General features: G+C 45.2%; 22 protein-coding genes. 18 read left to right on the top strand and 4 right to left on the bottom strand.

The annotated features are described in order from the left end of the window. The first annotated feature begins 9 nt into the window (after positions 1-9). From udk to HQQ92_RS08380, 8 genes are all read left to right on the top strand, one after another. Complete coding sequence (udk, locus tag HQQ92_RS08345) at positions 10-648, top strand: uridine kinase (RefSeq protein ID WP_028759746.1); 639 nt, start codon at positions 10-12, stop codon at positions 646-648. 31 nt (positions 649-679) lie between these two features. Then, positions 680-1261: a dCTP deaminase gene (dcd, locus tag HQQ92_RS08350; RefSeq protein ID WP_028759747.1), complete on the top strand. Its 582-nt coding sequence runs from the start codon at positions 680-682 to the stop codon at positions 1259-1261. A gap of 5 nt (positions 1262-1266) precedes the next feature. Continuing rightward, positions 1267-2076 (top strand): aminodeoxychorismate lyase, encoded by an 810-nt coding sequence (gene pabC / locus HQQ92_RS08355; protein WP_173244531.1) that lies wholly within the window; start codon positions 1267-1269, stop codon positions 2074-2076. Then, positions 2073-3110, top strand: a complete 1038-nt coding sequence (mltG, locus tag HQQ92_RS08360; protein WP_173244534.1) for an endolytic transglycosylase MltG — start codon at positions 2073-2075, stop codon at positions 3108-3110. The genes pabC and mltG overlap by 4 nt, the downstream gene beginning before the upstream one ends. A 22-nt stretch (positions 3111-3132) precedes the next feature. Then, a complete protein-coding gene (gene tmk / locus HQQ92_RS08365) occupies positions 3133-3759 on the top strand; it encodes a dTMP kinase (protein ID WP_028759750.1) in 627 nt (208 codons plus the stop codon). Beyond that, a complete protein-coding gene (holB, locus tag HQQ92_RS08370) occupies positions 3753-4709 on the top strand; it encodes a DNA polymerase III subunit delta' (protein ID WP_173244537.1) in 957 nt (318 codons plus the stop codon). Before tmk ends, holB begins: the two co-directional genes overlap by 7 nt. Positions 4710-4715: 6 nt before the next feature. Then, the gene (locus tag HQQ92_RS08375; RefSeq protein WP_028759752.1) at positions 4716-5042 is read left to right on the top strand and encodes a PilZ domain-containing protein; all 327 of its coding nucleotides are present in this window, start codon (positions 4716-4718) and stop codon (positions 5040-5042) included. Positions 5043-5175: 133 nt separating this feature from the next. Then, a complete protein-coding gene (locus tag HQQ92_RS08380) occupies positions 5176-5964 on the top strand; it encodes a TatD family hydrolase (RefSeq protein ID WP_173244540.1) in 789 nt (262 codons plus the stop codon). Between the two features lie 242 nt (positions 5965-6206). On the opposite strand, the gene rsmF is transcribed toward HQQ92_RS08380, so the two are convergent. Beyond that, positions 6207-7649 carry a 16S rRNA (cytosine(1407)-C(5))-methyltransferase RsmF gene (gene rsmF, locus HQQ92_RS08385; protein ID WP_217272618.1) on the bottom strand — a complete coding sequence of 481 codons (1443 nt, stop codon included), beginning with the start codon at positions 7647-7649 and terminating at the stop codon, positions 6207-6209. A 224-nt stretch (positions 7650-7873) separates the two neighbouring features. On the opposite strand from rsmF, the gene HQQ92_RS08390 reads away from it, so the two are divergent. Further along, positions 7874-9100: a nucleoside recognition domain-containing protein gene (locus HQQ92_RS08390; protein ID WP_173244546.1), complete on the top strand. Its 1227-nt coding sequence runs from the start codon at positions 7874-7876 to the stop codon at positions 9098-9100. 142 nt (positions 9101-9242) lie between these two features. Here HQQ92_RS08390 and HQQ92_RS08395 read toward each other — a convergent pair whose 3' ends face one another. Genes HQQ92_RS08395 through HQQ92_RS08405 form a run of 3 tightly spaced genes read right to left on the bottom strand, consistent with a single transcriptional unit; the run spans position 9243 to position 13120 of the window. Next, a complete protein-coding gene (locus HQQ92_RS08395) occupies positions 9243-11882 on the bottom strand; it encodes a PqiB family protein (protein ID WP_173244548.1) in 2640 nt (879 codons plus the stop codon). Beyond that, positions 11869-12486, bottom strand: coding sequence for a paraquat-inducible protein A (locus HQQ92_RS08400; protein ID WP_173244551.1), 618 nt, complete (start codon positions 12484-12486; stop codon positions 11869-11871). Before HQQ92_RS08400 ends, HQQ92_RS08395 begins: the two co-directional genes overlap by 14 nt. A 1-nt stretch (position 12487) precedes the next feature. Further along, a complete protein-coding gene (locus tag HQQ92_RS08405; protein WP_173244555.1) occupies positions 12488-13120 on the bottom strand; it encodes a paraquat-inducible protein A in 633 nt (210 codons plus the stop codon). A 206-nt stretch (positions 13121-13326) separates the two neighbouring features. On the opposite strand from HQQ92_RS08405, the gene HQQ92_RS08410 reads away from it, so the two are divergent. The 9 genes from HQQ92_RS08410 to HQQ92_RS08450 all read left to right on the top strand — a co-directional run bounded on the left by HQQ92_RS08410 (position 13327) and on the right by HQQ92_RS08450 (position 24808). Next, a complete protein-coding gene (locus HQQ92_RS08410) occupies positions 13327-13626 on the top strand; it encodes a YebG family protein (RefSeq protein WP_105252655.1) in 300 nt (99 codons plus the stop codon). 17 nt (positions 13627-13643) lie between these two features. Further along, positions 13644-14102: a GAF domain-containing protein gene (locus tag HQQ92_RS08415; RefSeq protein WP_028759760.1), complete on the top strand. Its 459-nt coding sequence runs from the start codon at positions 13644-13646 to the stop codon at positions 14100-14102. Positions 14103-14382: 280 nt separating this feature from the next. Continuing rightward, entirely contained in the window at positions 14383-15012 is a 630-nt protein-coding gene (proQ, locus tag HQQ92_RS08420) for an RNA chaperone ProQ (protein WP_028759761.1), read from the top strand. A gap of 28 nt (positions 15013-15040) precedes the next feature. Then, the gene (prc, locus tag HQQ92_RS08425; protein WP_173244557.1) at positions 15041-17086 is read left to right on the top strand and encodes a carboxy terminal-processing peptidase; all 2046 of its coding nucleotides are present in this window, start codon (positions 15041-15043) and stop codon (positions 17084-17086) included. An 84-nt stretch (positions 17087-17170) separates the two neighbouring features. Then, positions 17171-19720, top strand: coding sequence for an aminopeptidase N (gene pepN / locus HQQ92_RS08430; RefSeq protein WP_173244559.1), 2550 nt, complete (start codon positions 17171-17173; stop codon positions 19718-19720). A gap of 43 nt (positions 19721-19763) precedes the next feature. Beyond that, on the top strand, positions 19764-19979 hold the full coding sequence (locus tag HQQ92_RS08435) for a DUF2835 domain-containing protein (protein ID WP_028759764.1): 216 nt from the start codon (positions 19764-19766) through the stop codon (positions 19977-19979). Between the two features lie 338 nt (positions 19980-20317). Next, positions 20318-22360 (top strand): DUF1302 domain-containing protein, encoded by a 2043-nt coding sequence (locus HQQ92_RS08440; RefSeq protein ID WP_105252651.1) that lies wholly within the window; start codon positions 20318-20320, stop codon positions 22358-22360. Between the two features lie 13 nt (positions 22361-22373). Continuing rightward, a complete protein-coding gene (locus HQQ92_RS08445; protein ID WP_173244561.1) occupies positions 22374-23738 on the top strand; it encodes a DUF1329 domain-containing protein in 1365 nt (454 codons plus the stop codon). 53 nt (positions 23739-23791) lie between these two features. Continuing rightward, positions 23792-24808, top strand: coding sequence for a YCF48-related protein (locus tag HQQ92_RS08450; RefSeq protein WP_173244565.1), 1017 nt, complete (start codon positions 23792-23794; stop codon positions 24806-24808). Positions 24809-24833 lie beyond the last annotated feature (25 nt).

Below are 24833 nucleotides of genomic sequence, written 5' to 3' on the forward strand. Positions count from 1 at the left end.
TTTAAGGGTATGAATTCTCAGCAGTGTGTCATTATTGCAATTGCTGGCGCGTCAGCATCGGGCAAAAGTTTAATTGCCAAAACGATTTTTGACGAATTGCGCCGCGATTTAGGCACAGATCAAATTGGGGTAATTAATGAAGACGCGTACTATCGCGATCAGAGTCATTTATCCATGGATGAACGGGTATTAACGAATTACGATCATCCAAAAGCGCTGGACCATCAACTGCTGTGCACGCATTTACAGTTGCTCAAGTCTGGCGAAGCTGTTGATATCCCTTGTTATAGCTATACAGAACATACACGCACTGCAGAAACCTTAAAGATGACACCGAAAAAGGTGATCATTTTAGAAGGTATCTTATTGCTGACCGATCCTAAGTTACGTGCTCTGATGGACGCGAGTGTGTTTATGGACACGCCGCTGGACATTTGTTTCCTACGTCGCTTAACTCGTGATGTGGCCGAGCGCGGCCGTACGATGGAATCTGTGATTTCACAGTACAAGAAAACCGTGCGTCCTATGTTCTTACAGTTTATCGAACCCTCGAAACAATACGCTGATATTATCGTTCCCCGTGGCGGCAAAAATCGTATTGCGACTGATATTTTAAAGACTCGTATCCAACATTTACTGGCAAAATAACGACATAAAAACTCAAGGAGTAATAGGCAAGATGCGCTTAACCGATATCGAAATTGAACAGGCCCTTGATAACGGCACTATCGTAATAGAACCTCGCCCAGGCATAGAAGCTATTTCAGGCGTCAGTGTTGATGTGCGCTTAGGTGGACAGTTTCGCGTCTTTAAAGATCATACCGCGCCTTTTATCGACTTGAGTGGTCCAAGTGCTGAGATGCAAGCGGCGCTTGATCGGGTGATGAGTGAGATTATCGAAATCCCCGATGGCGAAGCATTTTTCTTGCATCCTGGAGAATTGGCTTTGGCTGTGACTTACGAGAGCGTAACTTTACCTGCTGATATCGTCGGTTGGCTTGATGGCCGTTCGTCTCTAGCGCGTTTAGGCCTGATGGTACACGTAACGGCGCACCGTATCGATCCGGGTTGGCAAGGTAAAATTGTGCTCGAGTTTTATAACAGCGGCAAGTTACCTTTAGCCTTGCGCCCACGCATGACTATAGGTGCGCTTAACTTTGAACGCTTAAATCATGCGGTTGCACGTCCTTATAACACCCGTAAAAGTGCCAAGTACAAAGATCAGCAAGAAGCGGTGGCTAGCCGTATCAGTCAGGACTAACACGCGTGTTCTGGGTGAATGGCGCATCGCAGGCAAGTGTCGACCCTTCCGATCGAGGGCTTGCCTACGGTGATGGTCTGTTTGCAACGATGCGAACGGACGCTGAGGGGATTATTTTTTTTGAAGCCCATCAAGCCCGTTTAACCGCAAGCGCCGCAAGGCTTGGATTTCAATGGCAAATGAGTGAAGCATTGCAACAGCAACTGAATATCTTAGCCATTGAATATCCGCATCATTGCATTAAGTTAATCGTTTCCCGTGGTGTTGGTGGTCGTGGCTATACACCGCCAGAAAATGTTAATCCTACCGAAATCGTCTCAGTTCATACTATCCCCGGTCATTATGCTCAGTGGCAGCAACAGGGTATTAGCCTTAAAACTTCGTCGGTACGATTGGGTTTGCAGCCTCTGTTGGCAGGGATGAAGCATTTAAATCGACTCGAACAAGTTTTGATTAAATCACACTCTTTACCGCAGGGATTTGATGACTGGTTAGTCAAAGATATCGAGGAGAATGTGATTGAATCTTCGATGGCGAATGTGTTTTTTATCAAAGATAATCGCATTATCACGCCTTCATTAGCCCTGTGTGGCGTGGCGGGTGTGATGCGCGAACAGATAATGTTGGCCTTGCTTGAACAGAACATGAATATCGAATGTTTGCCCGTTGGCGCCGAGCGTTTAATCGAATTTGACTCAGCGTTTATCACTAACAGCGTTTTAGGGATTGTGGATGTACTGGCGATAGACTCGCTCAAGTTCACCCGTGCTCCGATTACCGCGCAACTTAGACAGACACTTTCACTCACTCTATGAAAAAAATCATTATTATCGCCAGTTCAACCCTGTTGACCTTGCTAACCTTAGTCTGTTTGGGTGCCTTTTGGGGCTATCAAACGGTTGTCGAATACAGTCAAACGCCGCTGAGTCTCAGCGAGCCTAAAGAGTTGAAGGTTGAACGCGGCACCAGTGTAAATCAACTGGCGCAGCAACTTGCCGATGACGGCGTTATTCAAGATACGTGGAAACTCAAGTGGCTACTTAAGTTTCGTCCTGAGCTTGCCAAAATTCGCACGGGACTTTATGAAATATCACCTTCACAAACGATTACTGATTTACTCAATGATTTGATCGCTGGGAAAGTAAAAACCTTCAGTTTGACCTTAGTTGAAGGTAAAACTATTGTGGAATGGGAACAACAGCTTACCAGTGCTCCGCATTTACAAATGTCACCAGAAGCTTTTGCAGCGGTATTGATGGCACAAGGCGATGATTCTGGTTTGCCTGAAGGAAAATTCTTCCCCGACACTTATCATTATACCGCCGAGGCGGATGCTAAAGTCATGCTGACTCAAAGCTATAAAATGATGGAGCAGGAGCTTGCCAAAGCGTGGGCAGAACGGGCGCCAAATTTGCCGTTAAAATCGCCCTATGAAATGCTGATTTTGGCATCGATAGTTGAAAAGGAAACCGGCCAAGCCCATGAGCGTGAGCAAATCGCCGGTGTATTTGTTAATCGTCTTAACCTAGGTATGCGTCTGCAAACCGATCCGACCGTTATTTACGGCATGGGTGATCGCTATAAGGGTAATATCACCCGCAAAGATTTAGTCGAAGAGACGCCTTTTAATACTTATCGCATCTTTGGATTGCCGCCGACGCCGATAGCTGCACCGAGTAAAGCCTCATTGATGGCCGTGTCTAAGCCCGCCAGTGTGAGTTACCTTTATTTTGTATCGCGCAACGATGGCACCCATGTGTTTTCAACCACGCTTGAAGAACACAATCACGCCGTAGACGTCTATCAGCGTAAGATAAAACCAGCGACGCCAGAAAAATCCCCAAAGTAAAAATGCAGAGAAAGAAAATCCAATGTCAGTTTTTGCAAAATTTATCGTTATTGAAGGTTTAGAAGGCGCAGGTAAGTCGAGTGCGATTAACCTTATTCGCGACTTTATTGAAAAACATACGGGTAAAGCACCGATTTGCACCCGCGAACCGGGCGGTACACCATTGGCTGAACGTATCCGTGATTTAGTTAAGATTGCCGATGCGAACGATCCCCTGTGTGATGAGGCCGAGTGTTTACTCATTTATGCTGCCAGAGCTCAGTTGGTTGCTAATGTCATAAAGCCCGCGCTTGCGCAAGGGCAATGGGTATTGGGTGATAGACATAATCTATCGTCATTAGCTTATCAAGGTGGTGGCAGAGGTTTAATGCCGTTAGTGGAAGCGGTGAGCACTGCAACACTAAAGGGATTTAAACCCGATCTTACTTTGTACTTAGATTTAGATCCTAAGCTTGGGCTTACCCGTGCAGCTAAACGTGGTGAGCTTGATAGAATTGAGCAACAAGCGATTGATTTCTTTGAGCGAGCACGCGCTACATATCTCAAACTTGCCAGCGAAGATGACAGTATCGTGGTTATAGACGCGAGCCAAACTATGGCTGAAGTGCACAAAGATATCTTAGCCGTGCTTCAGGCGATGGTATGGTAGCCGAGTCCGGATTTACGGCTGAGCAATTACCTTGGCTCGAAGGGCCAAGACAGGCATTTTTAGCGCAATTAGCGCGTCAAAAAATACCTCACGCACAACTCGTGGGCATTGATTCAGCCTATGGTGGTGAGTTGCTGAGTGTGTTTATGGCGCGCGCGGCTATGTGTTTGCAGCCAACGCCTGTGGGAGCGTGCGGTTTTTGTAAGTCTTGTCAGCTCTATGATGCGGGCAATCATCCTGATTTTTATCATATCGCCGCCGATGGCAATCAAATTAAAGTCGATCAAATTCGTGAGCTGTGTACGCGTCTGACAGCCACCGCACAGCAAAGTGGCAGGCGTGTAGCGATTATCCACCACAGCGAGCGTCTTAACTCCGCAGCCGCGAACGCACTCCTTAAAACCCTTGAGGAGCCAGGTAAAGACACCTTACTGATTTTGCAGTCGGATACGCCTGCACGTTTGATGGCGACGGTTAGCAGTCGTTGTCAACGCATTCCCTTTGTCGTTCCGAGTCGAGAGGTCATCAAAAACTGGCTTGCCCAGCGATGTGGTATTCAAGAGGATGTGACTTGGTGTTTGAGTGTGGTGGGGGGGCCGTTAAAGTTGGCTGAGAGTTTGCAGTCTGAGGGTAGCCAACAGAGTCGGTATCAATCCTTGCTACAATTTCGCAAAGATTGGGCACAAAGTTTGTCGTCTGGTCATCTGTGTGCTAGTTTGTTAATAATAAGTGAACAACAAATAATTGATGTTCTTAAGGTTTTGTACCTACTTATACGACAGGTTTTACTGAAAAATAGCCATCAAGATGCGTTTGTTCATGCGCAGCTCGGGAATTTGGCGGCTAAGATCATGGGAATGTGTCATAGCTTAAGCACAATGCCGAGCGTCAATTATCTGGCCCTGTGTCAAAGTTATGTCTTAGAATATAGAGAGATAACAAATAAGTAATATGCCATGGTAGATCTCGTCGTTAATTTTGATACTTTACATCAGTTATATCGTGCCTATATGCCTTTTATTAAGCCGGCAGGATTATTTATTGCGACCAGTGAAAGTCATTATCTTGGCCAACCGCTGACGATTGCGTATCGTTTACCCGGCGCAACCCTCACTAATGAATTTCGTGGTGTTGTGGTGTGGATTAATCCCTTAGGAGCGTCGGGTGGCCGCCCTGTGGGGATTGGCATTAAAATTATTTCTGAGCCAGATAGCCATAAACACCATATCGAAAAGTTACTGTCCCGCGAACTCGCCTCCGGCGATCTAACCTGCACTATGTAGCTTAGCCTGCATTATTGATCTGGTTTAAACGTTTGTTCACTGCCTAAACTGGCTATTTACTTCTGTTGAATTTGACCTCGATCTCTTGGCTGGGTATCCTTGTCGTCCTTTGTTACTCTGCTTGGAAATCCTTGTGCTTATTGATTCACACTGCCATCTCGATCGCCTCAAAGCGGCGCCTGATCAACAAACCTTAGAACAGATTCTTGCTAATGCTAAAGCTCGTGGCGTGGACTATATGTTGTGCGTGAATGTACGCCAGCAGGGATTTGAATCGATGCGAGATAAAGTTGCAGCCTTCGAACAGGTATTTTTGTCATCGGGTGTGCATCCATTAGACGTTAAAGAAGGCCTCGATGTTGAGCAAATTCGTCGCTTTGCCACCGATCCTAAAGTGGTCGCGATTGGTGAAACGGGGTTAGATTATTTTTATGCCGACGAAACTAAACTGCTGCAACAACAATGTTTTGAGCAGCAGATTGCCCTTGCGGTAGAAGTGAATAAACCTCTAATTGTCCATACCCGTGATGCACGTGAAGACACGATCACTATGCTTAAGCAGGGTAACGCGGATAACGTTGGCGGCGTGCTGCATTGCTTTACCGAGAACTGGGAGATGGCGAAAGCGGCGATTGATCTCGGCTTTTATATTTCGGTTTCTGGCATAGTCACTTTTAAAAATGCGGGTGATCTGCGAACCGTTATTCGCAAAGTGCCTCAGGATCGTCTGCTAGTTGAAACGGACTCGCCTTATTTGGCGCCGATCCCACACCGTGGACAAGAAAATCAGCCTGCCTATGTGCGTGATGTGGCTGAGTTTGTGGCAGAGCTTAGAGGTGAGCGTTACGAAGATCTTGCTGAATACACCAGCAATAACTTCTTTAATTTATTCAAAGATGCAGCGCGTTTAGTTGGCCGTTAGCTGCAAGTGCTTTGAATCACTTTATGCGATTGTGTGATTGTTAGCGTACAGGCATAAAAAAAGGCCCAAAACGATTAAAGCTGCTTGGGCCTAGGGGAATGGCTCATTGAAGAGCCGTGCGCTACAGGTGAAAGCGCCATGCAGTGCGCTTTACAATAGACTGAGTGTAGTCGAGCTTTTGTCTTATAGTCGCGCTCACTTTCCCCCTTTTTTAGGTTATTTATCGCTAAAAAACAGCGAAATTATAACGATTTCGCCTGTTCTGGTAGTAGTAACACTTTATCTTTCACTAAGTCTCTGGGTAGGTTGTTTTTTAACTTATTGCCTAAATGTTTCGCCATGCCTAATGGTGCACCGCCATAACAGACGATCACTTCACCTTGAGCTTTCACTGCGGTGTTTAGGGCAATATCTCGCCCCATCAAATACTCTTTCGCTTCAACATCGCTCACATCGACCGTTTTTGCGGTTGGGCTGAGTTGTTTTCCTGCTAATGCAATAATCGCTTCATGGCGGACTTTAAAGCCGTGTTTACTGTTATCGGCGAGTTTAATACCAATACGCTGAAAGCGCATACGGCCGATAAAAGCGTTGAATTCATGCGGAAATAGCCAGAATTCATCATCGCGAACCATGATGAGTTCGTCCGGTAAGCTGATGCCTAAATCCTGCTGAAAATAGTCTTTGATCCCTTGGGCTTGTTTCGCTGATGCGGGCGTGAAGGGAAAATTTTTCTGTAGTGTAGGCTCTGGTTGTAAACGCGGCACTGAGGCGGTTTTTGTCAATTTAGCGACAAAGAAACCTTCACTGTCGTAAATCTGTGGCCAGACATGTAAGAAGCCTTCGGGCGTTGTAGCTCGATCTGCACCATCAAATAAATCGCTTAAGGATTCAAACTGCACCGCATCGCCGTAGACTTGCTTTAAATACTCGCACACGCCTTGGTTTTCGAGGCGGTTTAAGGTGCAGGTTGAGTAGACCAAACTGCCACCGGGTTTCAGGGCGAGAAACGCCGATTCGATTAAGGCTTTTTGGGTTTCGCTAATCGCCAGCACATCGTCTAGGCTCCAGTGTTTTAGAGCATCGGTGTCTTTACGCACTGTGCCTTCACCGCCACAGGGCGCATCGATAAGCACGGCATCAAAACTTTCGTACAGGTATTCGCCAAATACACGGCCATCGAAATGAGTGAGGGCGCAGTGGCTCGCGCCCATGCGCAGCACATTGGCGTGCAATACTTTCACGCGGCTCGCCGAATACTCATTAGCCACCAATAAGCCTTGGTTTCGCATCAATGCGGCCATTTGAGTGGTTTTTGAACCGGGTGCGGAGGCGAGATCGAGTACGCACTGCCAATGTGCATTCGGTGTAAAAAGTGCGGTCGGCGGCAACATAGAGCTGGCTTCTTGAATGTAGAATAGGCCCTGAATGTGCTCTAAGGCATTGCCGAGTTGTTCTTCTTCGTAACTGATCCAAAATCCGTCTTCACACCAAGGAATAGGATCGAACGTCCAGCCCTTAGGTTGCATCAAGGTCTTAAAGTCGTCACTGCTGATTTTTAAGGTATTGACCCGAATTGAACGTCTAAGCGGCCTGTCGCAGGCGGCAATAAACTCGTCCATGGATAAATGGGCGGGGAGCTCTTGGGTGATTGTATCGATAAAATTTTGATTTAATTGGACCATTGATTTCATTGAACCATAGGAAAATAGACTGTGTATCAACTGGCGCGAGTATATCATAATCCCTTATTGGGTCTGAGATTTTCTCCCGAGCAGCCAAGGCTGCTATTGTGATTTAATGTTTATACTTTGACGATTTCAGCGATATCAGAATGAGTCGCCATAAAGCTAGCACTCAGTAGCCATGAGCTAATAGAATAAAAACAAATAAAAATAAGGGGATTAGCGTGCTGAATCGTGTGTGGTTGGCTTTTTTTATCACGGCATTGCTGGCAATAGCGGTGCAACTGTTCAATGGGCACATAGAAGTCCTATCGGCTTCGGTCGTCGCATTATTTGCTAGCGCTAAGCTTGCCGCTGAAATTTCCCTTGGGCTGATTGGCGTGCTTTCTCTGTGGATGGGATTGATGCAGGTAGGAGAAAAGGCTGGCGTTGTCGGCGCTATTGCCTTTGTGTTTGAGCCATTACTGCGCCGTTTGATGCCTGAAGTGCCCAAGGGGCATCCGGCCTTTGGCAGTATCACGATGAATTTAACAGCGAATATCTTTGGGTTAGATAATGCTGCCACACCACTTGGTTTAAAGGCGATGCATGATTTGCAGAGTTTAAATCCGCTAAAAACCGTGGCGACGAATGCGCAAATCTTATTTTTAGTACTCAATACTTCCTCTGTGACCTTAGTGCCTGTGACGGTATTCCTTTACCGTGCCCAGCAAGGTGCCGCTGCGCCTGCGGATATTTTCTTGCCGATTTTACTGGCTACTTCGGCATCGACATTGGCGGGCTTGCTGGTTGTGGCGTTAGTGCAGCGAATTTCATTATTAAACTCAGTGGTGCTCGGTTATGGCGCCTTGATGCTCTCAGGATTAGTGGCGAGTGGTTTTTATCTGATGACCTTAAGTGCTGAGGCCATTGGCACTGTGTCGACGGCAATGGGCAATGGTATTTTGCTGTTATTGGTATTTACCTTCGTGATTGTTGCGGGCATTCGCAAGGTGGCGGTTTATGATGAGTTTATTGATGGGGCGAAGGCGGGTTTTGCCCAATCCATCCAATTGATCCCTTATTTGCTCGCCATGCTATTAGCGATTGGTTTACTGCGTGCATCCGGCGCCTTGGATTATCTGTTGCACTTGATTGCCACTGGTGTGCGGATATTAGGTTTTGATACGCGTTTTGTCGATGCTATGCCGACCGCGCTGATGAAACCTTTTAGTGGCTCAGGCGCCAGAGCCATGATGCTTGAGACAATGGATCACCACGGAGTAGATTCCTTTGCGGGTCGATTAGCGGCGATTTTTCAGGGTAGCACTGAAACCACTTTCTATGTTCTCGCTGTGTATTTTGGTTCTGTGGGTATTCGCCATGGACGCCACGCCTTGGCTTGCGGTTTAACTGCGGACTTTGCTGGGATCAGCGCCGCGATTGCTGTTTGTTATTGGTTTTATGGATAAGGGGGCTAGAGTATTGAGCGATCTAGAATGTCCCAATAACATTGCGAGAGAAGCTAAAAATAAATCAGGCGCATTATGCGCCTGATTTATTTATAAGAGCTTTAATATTAGTGCGTTGGTGTAAGTATTTTGATGAAAAAAATTACTGGGCTGGTGCCCATTGCTGCCATTCGTTTTCGGCTTTGTGTTGTAATCTTAATACTGTGCCAGTCGCTAAATGATTACCCTCTTGAGTCGTGTCCTTAGTCGCCACATTGATGCCGCCAGCGAGTAAGGTTTCCAGCGAGCCCGCTTCGATTTGGGCACCAGAGAAGAGGCCTACATCGACTTTAATCCCTGAGGCATCCCAGAACTGACTGCTTTGATTCACTAAGTGACTGTACTGTGCCTCGATATGGGCCTGCATCAATACACTATTCCCCTGTGTCGATAGGCTATAACCGTCGATTTGACCGACTTTAATCCCTCTGAAGAAGATAGGTGTGCCGACTTTCATTGAGCCTAGGCTAGTATCTTCTAGAATGAATTTCAGCGCATCTTCGGCAACATTGGCATAGCTGCTGGCAGCGAGGTTGGCAACAAACTGGGTCGCTTTTTGACTGCCCTTACCCGGTAAGACTCCTATGTAAGGACCTGTGATCAGCGTTTCTGGCGCTTTGATCCCCGCCAGAGAAATTTGTGCATCCACTAAATGATATTCACAGTCACTGCGGCTGAAATGTTCGGCATATTCCCCGTAGAGATATGCGCTAGCTGTGAGTGTATTGAGATCCGCATTGAGCTTCACCTGCGACACTTCACCCACTTGATGACCTTGATAACGAATCGCTGCCTTGGCCGTAAGCTTGCTGGAGGCGGGTAATGTGAGGCGAATTGCCTGCGCCTGAGTTAATGCCAACTGCTTGCTCTCATAGAGTTTTAACGGGATTGTATTGCTCACTTTGTCATTGCTATCAAGCAGTCCCAGACTGATGCTGCCCTTTAATGCTCCTTGTAGCGGGGCAACGGCGACATCAATACCGGCAAGACTGGCACTGATATCCACGGCGCTGTTACGCCAGAATACTTTTGGCTTTTTCAGCAAGGGTTGAAACTGTTTGTCGATAGCGAGCTTGATAGTGAAGTCTTCGGTTTTGCTTTGCCAGTTCACTGAGTCAACTGTGCCAATTTGCATTTTTTTATAGTAAATCGGTGAGCCTTGGCTGACATCGGCGCCATCTTGACTGATTAACGTTAAATGCACTTGCTGCTGACGATCATAAAAAGCTGTCGCGGCATCCACAGAGCTAAAGAGGGTCAGAGCGCTGTTAGCAGCTAAAGGTGTGTCGCTGTGACCTTGGATCAAGCTAACGGCACCTTGAGTGAGCGTTGTAAAATCCCTTGCTTTGACTGAGACACCGTCTAACGATGCGTTTACCGTTAATGCTGACTCAGGCACAAAATAGCTGTCGCTGCGTATTAGACTGGCAAACTCAGGTTGTAGCTCTAGTTGGTATTCCACTGCCGATAAATCTTTGGTTAACTTAACCGCAAGCACTGAACCGATGGGTATTTGCTTGAAGCGAACTTGAGCGCCCGCTGAAATGCCCATGTTTTCGGCTGAGGTTAAGGTCAAGAAACGCTTCTTCGATTGCAGTAAATCAGGTGCCTTTGATTGTAAGGCAAAGCTGCTTGGTACCGCGCTTTTGGTGTTTATGCCTGGCAGGAAGTTGATCACGCTACCTGTCAGTAAGCGTTCTGGATTCTTAATGCCTGAGAGGGAAATATCAGCACCTTCAAGCCAAAACACCCCGTCGTTAGTTAACAGTGAACCGTATTGAGGTTCAAACTTAGCCACGGCTGTAACACCATTGGACGTGAGTTGTTTACTTAAAATACTGCCAATGCTCATGCCGCGATAAACGATGCGGGTACCTTTGTCGACACCGTTAGCATCAGCCATGGTTAGGTTTATTTCTATGCCGCCAAGGGCGGTGGTTTCTGAATCATAAAGCGAAAAAACGTCACCGTTTTTAGCTATGTCTGCTTTATCGTCAGAGCTGAAACTCACGCCGCCAGCCAGAATGGACGCCAAACTCTCTGAACTGACTTTAACTCCAGTTAGTGAAGCATCAATTTTGATGCCAGAAACATTCCAAAAGTGAGAATTTTTCTTCACTAATCGCGCGTATTGCTCTTGAATGAAAGCGCTGATAATGACTCTTTGATTGCCATCTAAACGATAGCTGACCACGCTACCCACAGGGATTTGGCGGAAAAATATTGGCGAGCCAACATCGAGCGAACCGAGTTTATCGGAGGTCAATTCGACCATCACACCTTCTGAGCCGATTTGCATCGGCGGCGGTTGGCGTTCTGCTTCAAAAAAGGTCGAGGCATTACCTTTCCCTGGTTGGATGGCAATATAGTTACCCGAAAACAGCGCATCTAAGCCTTCAACACCTGTAATACTTGCTTTAGGTGTGACAAGCCAGAAGAGGGTTTCTTTATTCAAGAATGGCTTAGCGCGGTAGTCCATCATGACCTTGACGTTCACGCCTTTGAGATCTTCATCTATGCCAATGTCTTTCACTTTACCGACAGTCAAACCTTGGTATTTGACTAAGGTTTTACCCACATCAATCCCAGTGGCGCTCGGAAAGTGAATTTGAATTTCAACCCCCGATTCTTTAATGCTCTTAATGCCCAGCCAAGCACCTAATGCCAACGCGACAATAGGAAGCAGCCAAATGGGCGAAAAGAGTTTTTTCTTTACAACTTTCGGCGATTCAATTTGTGTCATCTTGAGGTTCCAATCGATCCCAGAGTAAACGAGTGTCTAAAACTTTTGCGGCTAACTGAGTTAACAGAATAACCAAGGCAAATGCGGTAGCCGCAGGCGCAGGTTTCGCGTCGAGTAATTGTCCCATGTTCACTAATGCCACTGTGATTGAGATGACAAATAAATCGAGCATTGACCAGCGGCCAATCCATTCGATGATGTGAAAACCCACCATCAATTTCTTTTTTGAAATCGGAATGTCAAAGCTGATCGCACACAGATAAATGGATAAGCCGATGATTTTAATCCATGGTACTAAAATACTGGCGGTAAACACTATGATTGCAATAGGCAGCATATCTGAATGCACTAAATGCAAAATGCCCGAAAAAATCGTGTCGTGCCGTACTTGGCCTTGGTTGGTCAGCATAGTGATAGGGTAAATGTTGGCTGGCACCAGCAAGATGGCAGCGGTAATCAACAAAGCCCAACTTTTTTGCAGGCTGGAATAGTCTCTGACGTGCAACTCAGTTTCACAGCGCTGACAGTGCCTGAGTTCACTGCTGTTGAGTTGGCGACACACTTTACAGAGACATAGGCCGATATCTTTACCTTGTTGTTTCATATCAGCTATGACCTTCCAATAACGTCCACATATGTTCTAAGTCGTATTCTCTTTGTAGAAACAAGGTCACGAGAAACAGCATAGTGAAGCAAAATGTGCCCATACCAAAATAAATGTCCGAAAAATCAGATAGCTGAAATGATGAAACTAAGAAGCTGATCACATAAATTTCCAGCATAGTGAGCTGCGATAAGATACCATGAAATTTTAATAACTGCTTCAATGAGTTACGCCAAAAAAGGCTACTCAACCCCCATTTTACAATTAAAATCTGTGTCAATATCGATAACAGTAATAAGCCTGGACCTATCACAGCTGCGGCAAGTACGGCGACACCTACAACCCAATAGCCTTGGTCAAATACTGCAAATGCCCCTTGGAAAACCGTAGTAGTACGAATACTACCGAAAAAGTGGATCTCGAGTACGGGTAAAAAATTGGCAGGGAAATAAAACACTAATGCCGAAATACATAGGGCTAACATACCATTCACAGAGCAGTATGGCGTGTCATAAAGTGCAGTGCTGCAACGAGGACAGATTGCTCTAACGCCGCTAGGCAAGGCACGTTTGCGGACTGCTAAATCGCAGGAGCGGCATAGGGTTACTGAATTTTCTGCTGCGTTTTCATGCATATAAAAATATATATTAGCCTAATAGGAGTAATAACAGCGAGATCGGTGCAAAGTGTCGTGCTAGTTAGCTGTTAAGCCACGTCTAGCGCTTTATAATCTTGGCAACGAAAGTACGCTAATAATATCAGATTAATCAGAACACTTGCATCACAAGTTCAATCTATGTCACTCTAGTTACTGTATATAAAAACAGTGCGAGGGCAGTCATGGCAGTAATAACACAGTTTGTCGTGGTCAGAGAAGGGGTTGAAAAGATGACATTCACATCTAAGAAGGAGGCTGATGCCTACGATAAGATGCTCGATATCGCCGATAACCTTATCCCCTTCATTCAAAAAGCTGATTTGGGTATAGATGAAAGTGTGGGCGAAAAGCTCGCATTCTATTTTGCTAACAATAAAGATGAGCTGACGAACTTGCTTAAAGGCGCAGTTCAGGTTAATAGTACGCCAACGAATCCGCCTGCAGCGAAAAAAGCGGCTAAAAAGACCGAAGCAGCAGAATAAAATTGTTAGGAAATGTAATGAAATCGAAATTTTATGAGTCACTTAACCGTCAAGCCTTGGCCTTGTTGGAAGGGGAAGACGACCTTGTTGCGGCGATGGCGAATTTTTCAGCCTTGCTCAATGATAATTTAACTGAGCTGAACTGGGTGGGATTCTACGTTATGCGTGGCGAACAACTAGTATTAGGCCCGTTTCAAGGTAAAGTGGCTTGTACACGCATTCCGTTAGGAAAAGGTGTGTGTGGTACTGCAGCATTCACTAATCAAACTCAGCGAGTGGCTGATGTCCATCAATTTGATGGTCATATTGCCTGTGATTCTGCCAGTAATTCTGAAATCGTTGTGCCAGTTCGTGCGCAAGGTAACGTGGTTGCCGTGCTCGATATTGACAGTCCTATCTTCGATCGTTTCGATGAAGAAGACCAAAAGGGGCTGGAATTACTGGTTAAAAGTTTTGAAAACTGCCTATTTGATTAATTTGCGTACAATAACGCATAATTCATAGTCGCAATCGGTGGCGTGCGCCTTATAATATGCGCCTGCACGCATTAAGCTGGTTTGATTGGCATGCAATGAATAAGCTTAGTGTTTTGAGCTGTCAAAATTTGTTAAGGTATATTTTTTAACTTTAGTAAACGCGGCTAGGATGCTAATTTGTACGTTGACTCAATATTGAGTTTAACGAAGATAAACGACATGTAAGAAGCTGATATATATCACCTCGAATCGATGTCCCTTTTTGACTGTGGAAGTAATGATGGAATCAACAGAAAAGTTGACCGACACCAATGCAATTTTGGCGTATTTGTATGAAACATTTCCTTTGTGCTTTATTGCTGAAGGTGAAACTAAGCCATTAAAAATCGGATTGTTTCAAGATTTGGCTGAAAGGTTGGCTGATGATTCTAAAGTCAGTAAAACTCAGCTCAGAGTTGCCTTGAGACGTTACACCAGCAGTTGGCGCTATTTAAAGTGCGTTAAAGCAGGCGCACAACGCGTAAACCTGGATGGCGAACCTTGCGGCGAGTTAGAGCAAGAGCACATTGATCATGCTCAAGCCATGTTGAAAGAGAGTCAGGATAAGGCCAAAGCGAAACGTGCAGCACTTGCACCTAAGCCCGCGGCGAAGAAAGCACCTAAAAAGGTGGCTGTTCCTCAGCGTCCTAAAACTGAGCGTCCTGCTAAGCCTGCACCAAAAGCTGCAGCGCCAGTCGTCAATTATGTTCAAGCACAATTAACTGATTTAACGAAAAAACAACGCGTCAATGTTAAATTAGGTATGACACCCGTAGCCGGTGTGATTACTGACATTAACAAGGAAGATATTCATGTTCAGCTTGATAGTGGCCTAACGATTAAAGTTAGAGCAGAACATATCCTGCTGTAATCATTTATTAAAACGGAGTAACTTGTTGATGCGAAAACTCACTTTGGCTACCTCGATCGCCACTGTTTTTGTCGGATTCTCGGCTTGGGCCGTACCACCCACGATTCAAATCAGCGAGTTACCCACTCTCAAGCAGGAAGCGCAACATAAGGTTGCGAGCAAAAGGGTAACGGACTTATACACTCGTTCGCACTATCATAGATTCAATCTTGATGACGCCTTTTCTGCGCAAATTTTTGATCGTTATCTACAGCAATTGGACTATCGCCGCAATGTGTTAACCCAAGCGGATGTCGATAGTTTTAAACCTTATGCTACCCAATTCGATGACATGCTCAGTTCTGGTGAACTTGAGCCTGCCTATAAAATGTTTGATATCGTCCAAAAGCGCCGCTATGAAGGCTTTGTCTATGCTTTATCTCTATTAGATAAAGAGATGGATTTTTCTGCGCCCGGTGATGCCTATGAGTACGACCGCGATGAGGCTGCATGGCCAAAAGACCAGACAGAAATTAATGAGTTATGGCGTCAACGTGTTAAATACGATGCACTAAATCTAAAACTCACAGGTAAGCAATGGCCAGAGATTGTTGATATCCTCCAAAAGCGTTACAACAACGCTATTAAACGGTTGATTCAAACTAACAGTGAAGACGTGTTCCAAGGCGTGATGAATGCCTTCTCCCGTAGCATTGAGCCACATACAAGTTACCTTTCACCACGCAATGCTGAACGTTTCCAAATGGAAATGAACTTGAGCCTTGAAGGCATTGGTGCTCAACTGCAACTTGAAGACGATTACACTGTCATTAAAAGTTTAATTACTGGCGGCCCTGCTGCGGGCAGCGAAAAACTGTCGCCGGAAGACAAGATTGTCGGTGTCGGTCAAGAAGGCGGCGAGATTGTTGATGTGATTGGCTGGCGTTTAGACGACGTGGTCGACCTGATTAAAGGTCCTAAGGGCAGTAAAGTTGTACTGCAAATTTTACCGAAGAAAGGCGGTTCGAATGCGAAGCCATTCGATGTTACCTTAGTTCGCGATAAAATTCGCCTTGAAGACAGAGCGGCAACCTCTAAGGTGATTGAACCTAAAGACGGCGAGTATGCAAATCGCAAAGTCGGTGTGATCCAAATTCCTGGTTTCTATATGAATTTGTCGCAGGACGTTGAAAAAGAGCTAGTGAAGTTAAACGACGCCAAAGTAGAAGGCATAGTCATCGACCTTAGAGGTAACGGTGGGGGTGCATTAACGGAAGCCGTGCTGCTGACGGGACTCTTTATCGATATGGGCCCTGTAGTGCAAATTCGTGATGCCGATGGACGAGTGTCTGCGCATCGTGATAACGACGGTAAAACCAGTTATGCAGGACCATTGACTGTGATGGTTGACCGTTACAGTGCTTCAGCCTCTGAAATTTTTGCTGCCGCATTGCAAGATTATGACCGTGCACTGATCGTCGGTGAGTCGAGTTTTGGGAAAGGCACAGTACAGCAGCATAAGAGCCTAGGCCGTATCTACGACATGTATGAGAAGCCAATTGGCCATGTGCAGTATACGATTCAAAAGTTCTACCGTATTAATGGTGGTAGTACACAGATTAAAGGTGTGACCCCCAACATTGCTTACCCAAGTGCGTTGGAGCCGGGCGAGTACGGTGAAGCTGAAGAGAAAAATGCTTTACCTTGGGATAAAGTGCCTATGGCGCAATATGGCACGCTTAATGATGTTACGCCTGAGTTAGTGACTAGCCTTGAATCTAAGCACCTTAACCGTATAAAAAACAGCGTAGAGTTTGCCTATATCAATCAAGATATTGCCGACTTTAAAAAGCATCACAAAGAGAAAACTGTGTCTCTGGTTGAAAGTGAGCGTATTGCTTCCCGCGAAGCCGATGAGAAAAAAGTCCTCGACAGAACAAACGAGCGTCGAGTCGCCAATGGTTTAGCACCGGTTAAATCAATGGAAGACATTAAAGACGACGCTGAATTGCCAGATGCATTTTTAGACGAAACCGCTTATATCACCTTAGATATGGCTGATGTGCAAAAAATGGCTAAAACTAGTGCTAAGTAGGCACTAGTCGAGTCGATTTATCCGATATCAAAACGCGCTTATGGCGCGTTTTTTCTTATTTAGATCAGCGTTAAAGGGATCGAAATGACACAAGCTCAAGCAAAATACTTAAAAGATTATCAAGCGCCACTTTTTACGATAGAGACTATCGATTTAGCTTTTAATTTGGCAGGCAATGAAACCCAAGTGCAGGCGATCAGTCGTATAAAACGCACTTCAAAACATGCACAAGCCTTAGTGTTGGATGGCGAAGATTTGACTATTGTTTCGCTGACAGTCAATGGTGATGCTGTGCCTTACCATGTTAGTGCAGGTCAATTAGTTTTAGAAACTGAGCTTGATGAGTTTGAGCTGAACATTATCACTAAGCTCGATCCTGAAGCTAATTCGAGCCTTGAAGGGCTCTATATGTCCGATGGTGCCTACTGCACGCAATGCGAGGCAGAGGGCTTTCGACGTATCACTTATTTCCTTGATCGCCCTGATGTATTAGCTAAATACACAGTTCGTATCGAAGCCGATAGCGCCGCATTCCCGTTTTTACTGAGTAACGGTAATTTGATTGATCAAGGTGAGTTAGATGGCGGACGCCATTATGTTTGCTGGCAAGATCCATTTCCAAAACCAGCGTATTTATTTGCCTTAGTCGCTGGCGATTTTGATCTATTGCAAGATGAGTTCATTACTCGCAGTCGCCGTAAAGTGATCCTGCAAGTGTTCGTTGATAAAGGTAATTTACATAAAGCACACCATGCGATGGCATCACTTAAGAAATCCATGGCATGGGATGAGAGCCGTTTTGATCTTGAGTATGATTTAGATATTTACATGATAGTGGCCGTCGACTTTTTCAATATGGGAGCGATGGAAAACAAAGGCTTAAATATCTTTAACACTAAATATGTGCTCGCAGATACCTTAACGGCCACCGACGAGGATTATCACGGCATTGAATCGGTTGTAGGCCATGAGTATTTCCATAATTGGACAGGAAACCGCGTAACGTGCCGCGATTGGTTCCAGTTAAGTTTGAAAGAAGGCTTAACGGTTTTTCGCGATCAAGAATTTAGCTCAGATTTAGGCTCTCGTGCTGTGAATCGAATTCACGCAATTAAAGTGATCAAGAATCAGCAATTTGCAGAAGATTCTGGCCCTATGTCCCATCCTATTCGTCCAGAATCTGTCATTGAGATGAATAATTTCTACACTGTGACTGTGTATAACAAGGGCGCTGAAGTCATCCGCATGATGCACACTTTGCTCGGCGAAGAAAAGTTTCAGGCGGGAATGAAACTGTATTTTAAACGCCACGACGGCCAAGCTGTCACCTGTGATGATTTTGTGGCGGCAATGGAAGATGCCAGCGGAGTGGATTTAACCCAATTCCGTTTATGGTATAGCCAAGCCGGTACGCCGATTGTGACTGCGATGGACAGTTTTGATGCGCAAACGGGCGTTTATCAATTGACCCTTAAACAAAGTCTAGTGAACTGTGCATCACCGCTGCATATTCCGTTTAGCTTAGAGCTCTTAGATGCGAAGGGCCATTCTTTAGTGAATGAGATCCTCGATTTTACTCAAGCTGAACAAGTGTTTAGCTTTGATGGATTCACTCATAAACCCGTCGCTTCGTTACTGCAAAACTTTTCCGCGCCCGTCAAATTACAATATCGATTCAATGTGGATCAACTCGTTCACTTGATGCGTTTTGCTAGCAGCGAAGTGGCGCGTTGGGAAGCTTCTGTGACCTTAGTGAGCCAAGCAATTTGGCAAAATGTGGCGAGTTTACAACAGCAACAAGCTATGGCTCTCGATCCCCGTGTGCGCGATAGTTTTAAAGGTGTGTTGTTAGACACTGAGCTTGATCCGGCATTGATCGCCGAAATATTAGCGATACCTACGGCTTCGGCTTTGATTGAGCAAACAGAGAGTGTCGATCTAGATGCGTTAGCTTTAGCACGTGAATTTGTATTAATAGAGCTCGCTTCACATAGTGAAGATGAATTGATTGCGCTATATCGTTCTTTAGTCGCAGTAGAGAGTACGCAGGCAAGAGCCCTTAAAAATCAGTGTTTAACTTGGTTAGCTCGGGTGTCGGATGAGGCAGAGGAGTTAGTGATTTCTCAGTTCGATAACGCCAGTAATATGACGGATTCTCTTGGTGCGTTGACGGCAGCCAATGTTGGGAATTTACCTTGTCGTGATGAACTGATGACGACATTTGAGCTACGTTGGCAGGATACGCCATTGGTGATGGATAAATGGTTTATGTTGCAAGCGACCCGTGATGCAGATGATGTGATTGAGTGTTTGCGTCAGTTGCAGCAACACAAGTGCTTTAGTATGAGCAATCCAAACCGAGTGCGTGCTTTAGTGGGCAGTTTTGCTGCCGGTAATATTTATCAATTTCACCGTAGAGACGGTAAGGGTTATGCTTTCTTAACCGAATGCTTAATGACCCTTAATAAGCTCAATCCGCAGGTTGCGGCCCGTATGGTGACGCCATTGATCCAGTATCATAAATTCGACTTAGGCCGCCAAACCTTGATAAAAGCCTGTTTAGGACAACTTTTGGCTTTGCCTGACTTATCTAAGGATATGTACGAAAAAGTCTCTAAAGCATTGGCAAAATAGCAGTTTGTAGGAGGAGGGCAGCAGTCTGTGCTGCCCTGATATTATGGAACTGTATTTCAAACTATCGATCAGCTATCGAGATTTCTTACCTTATTATCAAGGGCTTGCCGATAAAGTCGAGGTTCGTGAAACTCAAGGGCGGATTTTGTGGATTAATGGCCGTCATTTTAGGCGTTTTTTAACCGAAAATGGCATTCAAGGCTATTTCAAATTGGTTTTAGATGACAAGGGACAATTTGTTTCATTAAATCGAGTTTAGTCTTAATTTGTTTATCTTTACTTAGAGCAATTACTTTAAACGGTCGGCTGATTACTAAACTCGCTTTGTGATATTTTATTTTTAAATATGTTAATGAATTATATGATTTTTTAATGTGTTTTTATGTTTCATTCCTATTCCGCTTTTCGCTAATTTAAATCTCTCCTTTTTAGTTAACGGTACAAATGTACCTACATGCTTAATTCTTTAGAAAATTTTCTCTAACTGCGCCTTGCTCAAGGGGATTAATTGCTGTAACAATGATGTTACCTGTGAGCTAACAAGATGTTGGTTGTAATTCCTAAAACAAAGAATCCAGCAGGGTACGGAGAGCTAAAATGAAAATTGTTAAAAATAGTTTTAACAAATCGGCGCTTGCTTTGGGGGTGGCGTCGGCATTGAGTTTGTTAATGATCCCAAGCGTTAATGCAGTATCTTTTAATTGGGGAGAGGTTGAGGGCACATTTGACTCAACTTGGACTGCTGGTGCGAGCTGGCGTGTAGGGGAGCGCGATTGGGAAGGTCAAATTGGTAAGGTTAATCAACCCCAATTCGATTGGTCTAATTACAGCGCATTTGGCAATACTAAATACACTTCTGCTGAGATTTGGGCCCAGCCCGGATCGTATTCCAGTAACAATGACTTAAGTAATTTACTTTATTCTCAAGGCGATACTACGTCCGAAATCGTTAAAGGTTTGCATGAATTGTCATTGAAATACAAAAACTATGGTTTATTCGCCCGTGGTATGTATTTCTATGATCGTAAACTCAATGATGGTAATTATGATTTTAATGATCCGATAACGGGCAAAGAGTTTGACCCTTGCGAAGATAATCGTGCTTCAGAAGTTCAATGTAAAGATATTCGCTTACTCGATGCGTTTGTGTATGGCAACTTTGACCTCAACGATGGCGCTAATCCATTATCTATTCGTGTAGGTAATCAAGTGGTGTCATGGGGTGAAAGTACACTGATTGCCCATGGGATCAGTGAAATCAACGCCGTTGACTTGAACATACTTAATGCGCCAGGCGCTGAACTAAAAGAAGCGTTCAGACCTCAAGGCATGGTGTGGGCTTCCCTTGGTTTGACGGATTCATTAACGGTAGAAGCATTCTATCAATATGATTGGCAACCTATTTGGGTTCCAACACCGGGTTCTATTTTTGCGACTAACGATTTTGCGGGTTTCGGTGGTTACGCTCAAAACGCTCAGCTTGGGTTTAATGCTAACCCTGACATCAATTTAGACTTTGTGATGCAAGAATACGAGCGTTTAGCGGGCATGATTGCCAGCGGCCAATCTATTCCGACACAGCAATTGGTTTCTATGGCCTTAGCTTACCCAACAAAAGTGACGCTAGTGCAGGATGAGGCAGAGCCAAGCAATGATGGCCAATATGGTATTAAGCTGGGTTATTACGCGCCTTCACTGGGTGAAACCGAATTTGGTTTTTATTTCATGAATTACCATAGCCGTCGTCCTCTTATCAGTGGTACAGCCGCCGATTTTAGCACGGGTGCACTTTTGTCTGATCTGGCGACCATAGGTCAAAACTCGGGTAACATTGATCGTGAATTGTTGCTCAATTTGAAGAGTTTCTCTAAGGCGCAAATCGTTTATCCAGAAGATATCAAGCTTTACGGTTTCAGTTTCAATACCTTGGTTGGTGATACCTCTGTCGCGGCTGAAATTGCCCATCGTCAGGATGAACCACTGCAAATCGATGACGTAGAATTATTGTTTGCCGGTATGCCACAGCAGTTAGCTAACGCTGGTCTTCGTCCAGATCTCGATGGTATTTCACAGATTAAAGATGTTAAGCCGGGTGAAACCGTGGATGGCTTTATCCGTCTTGATACCACTCAGGCGCAGATGACTTTCACCCATTTATTTGGTCCAACGTTAGGTTTAGATAACTTGACTATGTTGGCCGAAGTGGGTGGCGTGTGGATCCATGATATGCCAGGTTTTGATGAGCTACGTCTCAATGGTCCTGGTACGTCACGTTCTGGCGGCAACCCAGATATGCCCGGCATCATTCAAGCCTTGCACAATGGTCCTGAAACTAACCCGTTCCCAACCGACTTTGCTTGGGGATATCGTTTAGTTGGAAAGGCGGATTTCAACAACGTATTTGCTGGGGTCAATATGTCTCCACGGGTGATTTTCTCCCATGACGTTGATGGTATTACACCTGATCCTATGTTCCTGTTCACGGAAGGACGTAAGTCTGTCGCGCTAGGCGTTAACTTCGACTATCAAAACCGTTGGGGTGCAGATATCTCCTATAACAATTTCTTTGGCGGTGTCGGTACGACGAATGCGATGGCAGATCGTGATTATGTTTCATTCAATATCAAGTATTCGATCTAAAAGGACTCAAACAATGAAGAAACTGACGATATTGGCGAGTGCAGTCATGCTGGCGTTCGCAGCGCCAGTCGCTATGGCTAAGATATCAGAAGCTGATGCGGCAAAACTTGGCAATGAACTTACCCCTTTAGGTGCTGAAAAAGCAGGTAATGCTGATAGTTCTATTCCTGCGTGGGATGGTGGTATCACTCAGCCTGTGGCGGGTTATACCAAAGGGATGCATCACCCAGATCCTTTCCCTGAGGATAAGATTGAATTTACTATTACCAATGCTAACAAAGCGCAATATAAAGATTTTTTAACGCCGGGTCAGATGAAGTTGTTCGAACTTTATCCTGATACCTACAAGATGAATGTGTACAAGACTCGCCGTAGCGCCTCTGTACCACAGTTCGTTTACGATGCGACTAAAGTTAACGCGACTCGTGCTGAACTGATTGCACAGGGCAATGGTATTTCTGGCGCGGCTATTGGTATTCCATTCCCGATCCCTGCAAATGGTTTAGAAGCAATTTGGAACCACATTTTGCGTTTTCGTGGTATCGATATCGAAACTTCCCGTAGCCAAGCTGCACCGACAGCCGATGGTAGCTATAGCTTAGTCGAAACGGCTGAGGAAATTCGCTTCGAATATTCTCGTCCAGAAATTACCTTAGATCAGCTTAAAGCCAGCAATACGCTGTTCTACTTTAAGCAAGTGGTGACTCAGCCTGCACGTTTAGCTGGTACAGCCTTATTGGTTAAAGAAACCATGGATCAAGAGGCGCTTCCCCGCCAAGCTTGGACCTATAACACAGGTCAACGTCGAGTACGTAAAGCGCCGAACGTGGCTTTTGATACACCGGGTACAGTGTCAGATGGTCTGCGTACGACAGATGATTTCGATATGTTTAACGGCTCTCCTGTGCGTTACAACTGGGAACTGGTTGGCAAAAAAGAAATTTATATCCCGTACAACGATTACAAACTGCATTCGGATAAGCTGAAATATGACCAAATATTGAAACCTGGTCATGTGAATCCTGAATACGTTCGTTGGGAAAAACACCGCGTATGGCAAGTGAGGGCGACGCTGAAAGATGGTATGCGCCACATTTATAAAGTGCGCGATATGTACCTTGATGAAGATTCATGGCAAGTGTCAATCGCCGATCTCTACGACAACCGTGATCAGTTGTATCGTGTGGCCGTTGCACATGGCTTGAATTATTACGAAGTACCTGCACAGTGGGATACTTTAGAAGTCTTCCATGATTTGCAATCCCGTCGTTATCTCGCCATGGGCTTAGACAACCAAAGTGGCATGTATAACTTCGATGCCAAACTGACTGAAGCTAACTTTACCCCCGATGCATTGCGTCGTGAAGGTATCCGTTAATAGGCCAAGTACAAAGGGGCGCTTAGCGCCCCTCATTAGTTAAGGAAGTTTGTATGTCGTTTCGCATCCTTCAGTGTGTCGCTGTATTAAGTTTCGGTGGCGCTTTTTTTCCTTTTACGTTATCTGCAACGCCCTCTGATCCGATTTTTTCTCAAGTTCAACCTCTTGCTGCTTCATCTTTGATTTTAGATATTGCCAACGTAGGCGCAGGTTTAGTGGCTGTGGGTGAACGTGGCCATGCTCTGGTGTATGACGGCAGTTGGCATCAAGTGGCAACGCCCGTGAGTTCACAGCTGACCAAAGTCTTTTTTCTCAATGAAAAACGCGGTTGGGCTGTAGGTCATGATGCAACCATTTTACAGACTCAGGATGGCGGTCAAACTTGGCAGTTACAAATGCATTCGCCAGAGATTGAAAAGCCTTTCCTCGATGTGGTGTTTTTAGACGAAAACAATGGTATTGCCATTGGCGCTTACGGTTTGTTTTATCGCACCAACGATGGCGGTGCCCAGTGGCGCGAGGAGTTCCATGAGGAGCTTTTAGCTGAAGAAGATGTGGCTTATTTGGCGGAGTTAAAAGGCAGCGATCAATTGGCCTATTTGAGTGCGCGCGCTTCATTATTGCCGCACTTTAATCGTATTTTAACCTTAACCGATGGACGTTTATTATTGGTTGGCGAGCTGGGCTTAGTTGCTGTTTCTGGCGATCAAGGTAAAACATTTACGCGTACCAATTTTGATTACGATGGTTCTATGTTTAACGCCGTAGAAACGAAAAATGCTGTGTATGTGATGGGCCTTCGCGGTCATATATTCAAAGCTGATGTGAGTTTAAGCCAATGGAATCAAATAGAACTGCCTGTGCAATCCTCAATCAACGGTGCCATGGTTGTTTCTGACGACGCGCTATATTTAGTGGGTAATGCGGGGATAGTGATCAAGCTAAATGAGGACGACAGTAGCAGTATCGTGACTCGTCGCCAAGGGGAAAACTTAGTGTCTATTGCGAAGGATAATCAAGGGAATATGTGGTTATCCGGCAGCCAAGGGCTGTTTATTCTTAAGCCATAAAATTTTAAAACTACAATAAATAACA

Origin of the sequence: Shewanella sp. DC2-4, from assembly GCF_013248875.1 — a bacterium.
GTDB lineage: Bacteria > Pseudomonadota > Gammaproteobacteria > Enterobacterales > Shewanellaceae > Shewanella > Shewanella oncorhynchi.